Annotated in this window: 9 protein-coding genes; 3 read left to right on the plus strand and 6 right to left on the minus strand. The window is 67.9% G+C overall.

What is annotated here, in order from left to right; genetic code table 11:
• Positions 1–148 precede the first annotated feature (148 nt).
• The gene (locus RMN86_RS05415) at positions 149–1,249 is read left to right on the plus strand and encodes a hypothetical protein (protein WP_309604811.1); all 1,101 of its coding nucleotides are present in this window, start codon (positions 149–151) and stop codon (positions 1,247–1,249) included.
• Positions 1,250–1,288: 39 nt separating this feature from the next.
• Here RMN86_RS05415 and RMN86_RS05420 read toward each other — a convergent pair whose 3' ends face one another.
• Complete coding sequence (locus RMN86_RS05420) at positions 1,289–2,494, minus strand: acyl-CoA dehydrogenase family protein (protein ID WP_309604812.1); 1,206 nt, start codon at positions 2,492–2,494, stop codon at positions 1,289–1,291.
• A gap of 165 nt (positions 2,495–2,659) precedes the next feature.
• Here RMN86_RS05420 and RMN86_RS05425 point away from each other — a divergent pair, with 165 nt between their 5' ends.
• Positions 2,660–3,616 (plus strand): sugar phosphate isomerase/epimerase, encoded by a 957-nt coding sequence (locus RMN86_RS05425; protein ID WP_309604813.1) that lies wholly within the window; start codon positions 2,660–2,662, stop codon positions 3,614–3,616.
• Between the two features lie 38 nt (positions 3,617–3,654).
• Here RMN86_RS05425 and purQ read toward each other — a convergent pair whose 3' ends face one another.
• From purQ to purC, 4 genes are read right to left on the minus strand one after another with little or no spacing between them, the layout of a single operon-like run.
• On the minus strand, positions 3,655–4,317 hold the full coding sequence (purQ, locus tag RMN86_RS05430; protein ID WP_309604814.1) for a phosphoribosylformylglycinamidine synthase subunit PurQ: 663 nt from the start codon (positions 4,315–4,317) through the stop codon (positions 3,655–3,657).
• Positions 4,318–4,372: 55 nt separating this feature from the next.
• A complete protein-coding gene (locus RMN86_RS05435) occupies positions 4,373–4,750 on the minus strand; it encodes a hypothetical protein (protein WP_309604815.1) in 378 nt (125 codons plus the stop codon).
• Positions 4,747–4,986: a phosphoribosylformylglycinamidine synthase subunit PurS gene (purS, locus tag RMN86_RS05440; protein WP_309604816.1), complete on the minus strand. Its 240-nt coding sequence runs from the start codon at positions 4,984–4,986 to the stop codon at positions 4,747–4,749. Before purS ends, RMN86_RS05435 begins: the two co-directional genes overlap by 4 nt.
• On the minus strand, positions 4,986–5,741 hold the full coding sequence (purC, locus tag RMN86_RS05445) for a phosphoribosylaminoimidazolesuccinocarboxamide synthase (RefSeq protein WP_309604817.1): 756 nt from the start codon (positions 5,739–5,741) through the stop codon (positions 4,986–4,988). Before purC ends, purS begins: the two co-directional genes overlap by 1 nt.
• A gap of 243 nt (positions 5,742–5,984) precedes the next feature.
• Between purC and RMN86_RS05450 the strand changes: the two genes are divergently transcribed.
• On the plus strand, positions 5,985–6,308 hold the full coding sequence (locus tag RMN86_RS05450) for a DUF1476 domain-containing protein (RefSeq protein WP_309604818.1): 324 nt from the start codon (positions 5,985–5,987) through the stop codon (positions 6,306–6,308).
• A gap of 2 nt (positions 6,309–6,310) precedes the next feature.
• Here RMN86_RS05450 and purB read toward each other — a convergent pair.
• A partial coding sequence (gene purB, locus RMN86_RS05455; RefSeq protein ID WP_309604819.1) for an adenylosuccinate lyase occupies positions 6,311–7,593 on the minus strand: 1,283 nt, incomplete at its 5' end.

Here is a 7,593-nt window from a genome sequence, read left to right on the forward strand (position 1 = left end):
GAAGTTCGAGGTCCGGAGCGATGGCCCTGTGCGCCGCCACGCCGCCATATGTGTCTGGCCTGGCATTGCCGCGTGGCAGGGCGGCTCGTAAACTGATCGAATTGACGCCGCGCAGCGCGCGGGACCCCTGATTTCCGGAGCCAGCCCTTTGCATCGCGCCCTCATACTCGCCGTTGGAACCGCGCTCTGCGCCGCGCCGCTGGCGCTCGCCAGCCCGGCGGCCGCCCAGCCGAAAGCTTCCCCCGCCAAGGCCGCTTCGCTCAAGCTGGCCGCGTTCAAGGCGCCGCGCAACGCGCTGGGCCAGCCGGACCTGGCCGGCTACTGGTCCAACGCCACCCTGACGCCGGAGGTGCGGCCCTCGGCGCTGGGAGAGCGGTCGACCTATACCCCGGCCGAGGTCGCCAAGATGGAAGGCGCGGTGGTCGAAGAGGTCAAGGAGGGCAACAAGCCCACCGATCCCAACGCCCCGGCCGAGGCGCCGAAGGCCGACGCGGCCAAGATCCGTCCGGAGTTCGCCGCGGCCGGCGGCGACGTCGGCGGCTACAACCGCGGCTGGCTGGATCCCGGCTCCTCGGTGATGCGCGTGCACGGCCAGCCGCGCACCTCGTTCCTGACCACCGCCAACGGCCAGCCGCCGACGCGCCTGCCGACCGCGGCGCCGCAGCCGGGGTTCGGCGGCGGACGCGGGGGCCTGGGCTCCTTCGACAATCCGGAGAACCGCTCGCTGGGCGAACGCTGCATCCTGGGCTTCGGCCGCAACGCCGGCCCGCCGATGCTGCCCAACGGCTTCTACAACAACAACTATCAGATCTTTCAGTCGAAGGACGCCGTGGTCATCGAGGTCGAGATGGTCCACGATCTGCGGGTGATCCGGCTGAACGCTGCCCATCGCACCGACGGCCTGAGACCGTGGATGGGCGACTCCGTCGGCCACTACGAGGGTGACACCCTGGTGGTCGAGACCACCAATATCCCGCAGATCCAGGCCTATCGCGGCGCCTGGAAGGCCCTGAAGGTCACCGAGCGGTTCACCCGGGTGGGCAAGGACCGTGTGCTCTATCAATACACCCTGGACGACCCGACGGTGTGGGCCCAGCCCTGGGGCGGCGAGTACGAGTTCGGGCCGCTGAAAGGTGTGATCTACGAATACGCCTGCCACGAGGGCAACTACGCGCTGCCCGGCATGCTGGCCGGCGCCCGCACCCAGGAAAAGGAAGCCGCGGCCAAGGGCGGCGGTGGGGCGCAGTAGGCGAGGGCTCCCGCCCCGCCGATCAGCTCGGCCGGCCCTTCAGCTTGATTGGGTCGTGTCGGGCAGATTGAGGATGCGCTTGGAGATGATGTTGTTCTGGATCTCCGACGAGCCGCCGTAGATCGACATCGCCTTGCCCGCGAGCCAGCCGCGGACCGTCTCGATCTCGTCTTTGGTGAAGTCATCGCCCTCCCAGCCCAGCCCTTGGCCGCCCATGATTTCCAGGGTCAGCTCGGCGCGGGTCTGGGCGACGTGGGTGGCGGAGTTCTTCAGCACCGAAGCGCCGTTGGTGGCGCCATTGGCTTCCTTCGATTCGGCCATCACCCGGGCCAGGGTCAGGCCGTGGGTCCTGGCGTCCATCTCGTGGCGGACCAGGCGCGAGCGCAGGTCCTGGTCCTCGATGCGGCCGTTGGCGTCGAGCGCGACATAGCGCTTGGCGATCTGGTTCAGCGGCACGCTGCGCCCGCCCATCGGGGCCCCGGTCTGGCTGGCCCGCTCGTGCTGCAAGAGCCGCTTGCCCACCGTCCAGCCGACGTTGAGTTGGCCGAGCAGCGCGTCCCTGGGCGCGACCGCGTCGGTGAAGAAGGTCTCGCAGAACGGCGAGGCTCCGGCGATCAGCGCGATCGGCCGCGTCTCGATCGCCGGCTGGCGCATGTCCACCAGCATGAACGAGATGCCGTCATGCTTCTTGGCCGACGGGTCGGTGCGCACCAGCAGGCCGCACCATTCCGAATACTGGGCCCCGCTTGTCCAGGTCTTCTGGCCGGTGATGGTCCAGCCGTCGCCATTGTCCACCGCCTTGGTCTGCAGCGAGGCAAGGTCGGATCCGGCATTGGGTTCGGAGTAGCCGACGCACCACTGCACCTCGCCGCGGACGATGGGCGGGATGTGCTTGGCCTTCTGCGCCTCGGTGCCGTAGTCGAGGATCGTCGGGCCGATCATGGTGACACCCATGCCGAACATCAGCGGGTTGAAGGCGCCCGCCTTGCCCATCTCCTGGGCCAGCACCCGGGCCTTCTGGGACGAGAGGCCGCCGCCGCCATACTGCGTCGGCCAGGTGGGGGTCGCCCAGCCCTTCGCGCCGATCGCCTGCTTCCAGGCCGTCAGATCGGCGCCCGGCGACGACCGCTCGGCCATCGCCAGGTGTCCCTTGCCGGCCAGCGATCTGGGGAAGTTGGCGTCCAGCCAGGCGCAGGCTTCCCTGCGGAAGTCCTCAAGCTCGAGGTCGCCTCCGAAATCCGCCATGCCCTATCCTCCTGCTTGAGTGATCGTCACTGTCGGCGACACCTTAGCTCCCGCGGGCGGCGCGACAAGCATGCCCCAAGGTGAGGCGCCGCCGATGGGCTTAGGGCCATCGTCGAAATCTGCTATCGCGGAGGCGGCCGGCGAGGGATCGGCGGGAGGTGTGACATGACCAAGCTGTCGCGGCGAAGCCTGATCGGCCTGGGTCTGGCTGGCGCGGCGGGTCTGGGGGGATCATCGGCCATGGCGGCGAGCGAACCGTTCTTCACGCGCACGGGGCTGCCGATCGGCCTGCAGCTCTACACCCTGGGACCGGCGCTGAAGGACGACCTCGACGGCCAGCTCGCCCAGGTGGCCAAGGCCGGCTACCGGACCGTGGAGATGGCCGGCTACCTTGGCCGCACGCCCGCCGAGTTGCGCGCCGCGTTCGACAAGGCGGGACTGACCTGCCCCAGCAGCCATGTGCAGGCCCGCCCCAACAGCACCGATCCGAGCCTGGCCGACCTCGACCGGCTGATCGCCGACGCCCGGGTCATCGGCATCCGCCACATCGTCCTGCCGATGTTCACCATCCCCGAACGCATCCTGGCGTCGATGACCTCGGGCGAGGACCGCCGCTCGCTGTTCGCCCGGCTGGGTCCGGAGCTGACCGCTGACGACTGGTTGGCCACCGCCGACCTCCTGAACATCAAGGGGGTTGCCTTGCTCAAGGCCGGGCTGACCCTCGGCTATCACAACCACAACGTCGAGTTCGCGCCCAAGGGCGACACCACGGGAATGGAAATCCTGCTGAAGAATACCGATCCGGCTCTGGTGCAGTTCGAGATGGACGCCGGCTGGGTGGTGGCGGCCGGCGTCGATCCCTTCGCCCTGCTCAAGGCCCACCCCGGACGCTTCCGGCAGATGCACGTCAAGGACGTGCGGGCGACCACCAGGCCCAACTTCGCGTTCCAGCAGGACCCGACCGAGGTGGGCTCCGGGATCATCGATTGGCAACGCCTGCTGCCAGCTTCCCACGCCGCCGGCGTCCGCGACTACTTCGTCGAACAGGAAGCGCCGTTCGAGCGAGCCCGGCTGGAGGCGGTGCGGATCAGCGCCGACTATCTGCGTGCGCTGGTTGCTTAGGGTCGTCCCGCTCAAGCTCGGGACCTTCGCGTGGCGCCCTATGCGCTGGCCAGGGCGCTCTGGAAGAGAAGCGCGCCGTCTGCCGAGCCCAGCTCCGTCTCAAAGGCGCGGTCGGGGTGGGGCATCAGGCCCAGCACATTGCCACCGGCGTTGACGATTCCAGCGATGGATCGCGCCGAGCCGTTGGGGTTGTCGAGATAGCGGAACACCACCTGGCCCTCGCCCTCCAGCCGGTCGAGGGTAGGGTCGTCGGCGAAGAAATTGCCCTCGCCGTTGCCGACGGTCATGGCCACCTGACGGCGTCCGGCATAGCCGGCGGTGAACCGGGTCTGGGCGTTGGTGACCTCAAGCTCGACGGCCTTGCAGACGTACTTGAGACGCTCGTTGCGCAACAGGGCGCCGGGCAGCATGCGAGCCTCGCAGAGCACCTGGAAGCCGTTGCAGATACCGACTGTGGCCACGCCCCGCCCGGCCGCCGCCTTGACCTCGGCCATCACCGGCGACAGCGAAGCCATGGCCCCGCAGCGCAGATAGTCGCCGTAGGAGAAGCCCCCCGGCAGGACGATCAGATCCAGGCTGTCGGGAAGGTCCGTGTCGCCGTGCCAGACCATGTCCACCTGGGCGCCCGTGGACCGCTCGATGGCCACCTTGCAGTCGCGGTCGCAGTTGGACCCCGGGAAGACGATGACGGCGGCTTTCATGCGCGGAAATCCTGGGTGTCGGGCGAGGGGAGGCGGGGCCGGAAGATGGGGGCGTTCATCGACGCCACCTCTTCAGGCCGTCGAGATAGGTCATCAGCTGATCATAGCCCTTCTGCGAGCCGTACCGGCAGCCGGTGGTCTTCACCGCACCGCCGACGGCGCTCTGCATCATGATCGCCGGATGTCCAGGCGCGCCCGGCTCGGTGATCAGCCAGGAACTTCGGCCATCGTCGGCGGAATAGAAACTGTAGGGCTCGGCGGACTCATGCGGCGCGGCGACAAGATGCGGTTGCGCACGGATCCGGGCCGACTGGACCTCGAAAGGCTGTGCGCAATCCAACGCGAAGGCTGCGGGGGCCGGCGCCTCGGTCCTCGGCGCGCAGGCGCAGATCGGGAGCGAGATGAGCAGACTGAGGGCCGACCCTCCTCTCACGCCACCTCCACGCGGTAACTTTCGATCACCGTGTTGGCGAGCAGCTTGTCGCACATGGCCTTGACCTCGAACTCGGCCGCCGCGCTGTCGGTCGTTGCGAGGTCGAACTCAAGGGTTCGCCCGACACGGACGCCGCTGACGCCGCCCCAACCCAGCCCGTGCAGCGCCTGTTCGACGGCCTTACCCTGCACGTCGAGGACGCCGGGCTTGAGGAACACATGCACCGTCGCCTTCACTAGTGCAGGCCTCCCTGAATGACCGTCGGCATCTCCTTCATGATCCCCAGCCGCCGCGCCACTTCAGTGTAGCTCTCGATGACGTTGCCGAGGTCGCGGCGGAAGCGGTCTTTGTCGAGCTTCTCGTTGGTGGTGGAATCCCACAGCCGGCACGAGTCGGGGCTGATCTCATCAGCCAGGATCACGCGGGCGAAGTCATTCTCGTAGATGCGGCCATACTCGACCTTGAAGTCGATCAGGGTGATGCCGACCGCCCCGAACATGCCGGTGAGGAAGTCGTTGACCCTCAGGGTCAGCGCCATCATGTCGTCGATCTCCTGGGTCGAAGCCCAGTTGAAGGCGGTGATGTGCTCCTCCGACACCATCGGGTCGTGCAGCTTGTCGTCCTTCAGATAGAATTCGATGATCGAGCGGGGCAACGCCTGGCCCTCGGGCAGGCCCAGCCGCGCGGCCAGCGAGCCAGCGGCGACGTTGCGGCAGACCACCTCCAGCGGAATGATCTCCACCTCGCGGATCAGCTGTTCGCGCAGGTTCAGCCGGCGGATGAAGTGGTTCTGCACGCCGATGGTGTTCAGCCGCGTCATGATGTGTTCGCTGATGCGGTTGTTGATCACGCCCTTGCCTTCGAGGATCGCCTTCTTGGTGGCGTCAAACGCGGTCGTGTCGTCTTTGAAGTACTGGATCAGGGTTCCAGGCTCGGGACCCTCATAGAGGATCTTGGCCTTGCCCTCGTAGATCTTCTTGCGGCGGGTCATCGTCGCGCCTTCTCCGTGGGCGAGGGGTTTGCAGGTCGGGACAACCATAGCCGCGCGCGGTGCGATCCCTCGCGCGCGGGTCCGACTCGGCGTCTCGCTCGATATGAGGCCGGGCAGAATTAGCGGATGCGGAGCCCGCGCGCAAACGGCGTGGGCGCGCCGCCTTTCGATTGCGGCGTGCGGGCGTGCGGGATATGGGATCGGCTGTTCGCGCCGCTTGGCGCACCGCTTTCCGGGGACCCCATGACCACCTTTGACGATCGTGAACGCGGTTTCGAGAAGCGGTTCGCGCTCGATCAGGAACAGGAATTCAAGGCCGGCGCCCGGCGCAACCGCGCGCTGGGCGAATGGGCGGCCGGGCTGATGGGCCTGACCGAGGCCCATGTGGCGGAATATGCCCAGGCGGTGGTGAAGTCCGACTTCGAGCAGCCCGGCGAGGACGACGTCCTGCGCAAGGTGTTCGAGGACCTGAAAGGCGCCGGCGTCGCGGTCTCCGAAGGCGAAGTGCGGATGAAGATGGCCGAGCTGCTGGCGCAGGCCCGCGAGGGTCTGCGCGAAGGCAAGTAGGTCTACTGCGCGGCGGTCCTGGCCGCTTCGCTGTTCGCCTCGTCGCCGAACACTCGGGCGAAGACCGTGTCGACGTGCTTGAAATGATAGCCGAGATCGAACAGCTCTGAGAGCTCGGCGTCGCTCAGCGTCACCTCGGGGTCGGCCTTGAGGAAATCCAGGAAATTGCCCTCCCCGCGCCAGACGCGCATGGCGTTGCGTTGAACGGCGGCATAGGCCGCCTCGCGCGAGAGGCCCCTCTGGGTCAGGCCCAGCAGCACGCGTTGCGAATGCACCAGGCCGCCCAGGCGGTCGAGGTTCCTGGCCATGTTTTCAGGATAGATCACCAGCCGCTCCATGACGCTGGCCAGGCGCCGCAGCGCGAAGTCCAGGTGGACGGTGGCGTCGGGGGCGATGCCGCGTTCCACCGAGGAGTGGCTGATGTCGCGCTCGTGCCACAGAGTGACGTTCTCCAGGGCCGGGACGACGGCTGAACGGACCAGGCGCGCCAGGCCGGTGAGGTTCTCGGTGAGGATCGGGTTGCGCTTGTGCGGCATGGCCGAGGAGCCCTTCTGGCCGACCTCGAACGGTTCTTCGGCCTCCAGCACCTCGGTGCGCTGCAGGTGGCGGATCTCGGTGGCGAGGCGCTCAACGGACGAGGCGACCACACCCAGCGTGGCGAAGTAGGCGGCGTGGCGGTCGCGCGGGATCACCTGGGTGGACACCGGCTCGACCGCCAGCCCGAGCTTTTCGGCGACGTATTCCTCGACCTTGGGATCGACGTTGGCGAAGGTGCCAACGGCGCCGGAGATGGCGCAGGTGGCGATCTCGAAGCGGGCCATGGCCAGCCGTTCGCGGGCGCGGACGAACTCGGCGTAGTGGCCGGCGAGCTTCAGGCCGAAGGTGGTGGGCTCGGCGTGGATGGCGTGGCTGCGGCCGACGGTCGGGGTGAAGCGGTGCTCGTAGGCGCGGCGCTTGAGCGCGGCCAGCACCAGGTCGACGTCCTCCAGCAACAGGTCGGTGGCGCGGCACAGCTGGACGGCGAGCGCGGTGTCGTTGACGTCCGAGGAGGTCATCCCCTGGTGCAGGAACCGCGCCTCGGGGCCGACGATCTCGGTGACGTGGGTGAGGAAGGCGATGACGTCGTGCTTCACCTCGCGCTCGATCTCGTCGATGCGGTCGGCGTCCCAGAGGGCGTGACGCCCCTTCTCCCAGATCACCCGGGCGGCTTCCTTGGGGATCACCCCCAGATCGGCCATGGCGTCGGCGGCGTGCGCCTCAATGGCGAACATGATCTGAAACCGCG

This window comes from Phenylobacterium sp. (genome assembly GCF_031360265.1).
GTDB lineage: Bacteria > Pseudomonadota > Alphaproteobacteria > Caulobacterales > Caulobacteraceae > Phenylobacterium.

Bases quoted from the DNA above. Each gene is read 5' to 3' on its own strand.
- RMN86_RS05450 (WP_309604818.1), top strand. From the start codon at position 5,985: ATGACCACCTTTGACGATCGTGAACGCGGTTTCGAGAAGCGGTTCGCG.
- RMN86_RS05420 (WP_309604812.1), bottom strand. From the start codon at position 2,494: ATGGCGGATTTCGGAGGCGACCTCGAGCTTGAGGACTTCCGCAGGGAA.
- purC (WP_309604817.1), bottom strand. From the start codon at position 5,741: ATGACCCGCCGCAAGAAGATCTACGAGGGCAAGGCCAAGATCCTCTAT.
- RMN86_RS05425 (WP_309604813.1), top strand. From the start codon at position 2,660: ATGACCAAGCTGTCGCGGCGAAGCCTGATCGGCCTGGGTCTGGCTGGC.
- purQ (WP_309604814.1), bottom strand. From the start codon at position 4,317: ATGAAAGCCGCCGTCATCGTCTTCCCGGGGTCCAACTGCGACCGCGAC.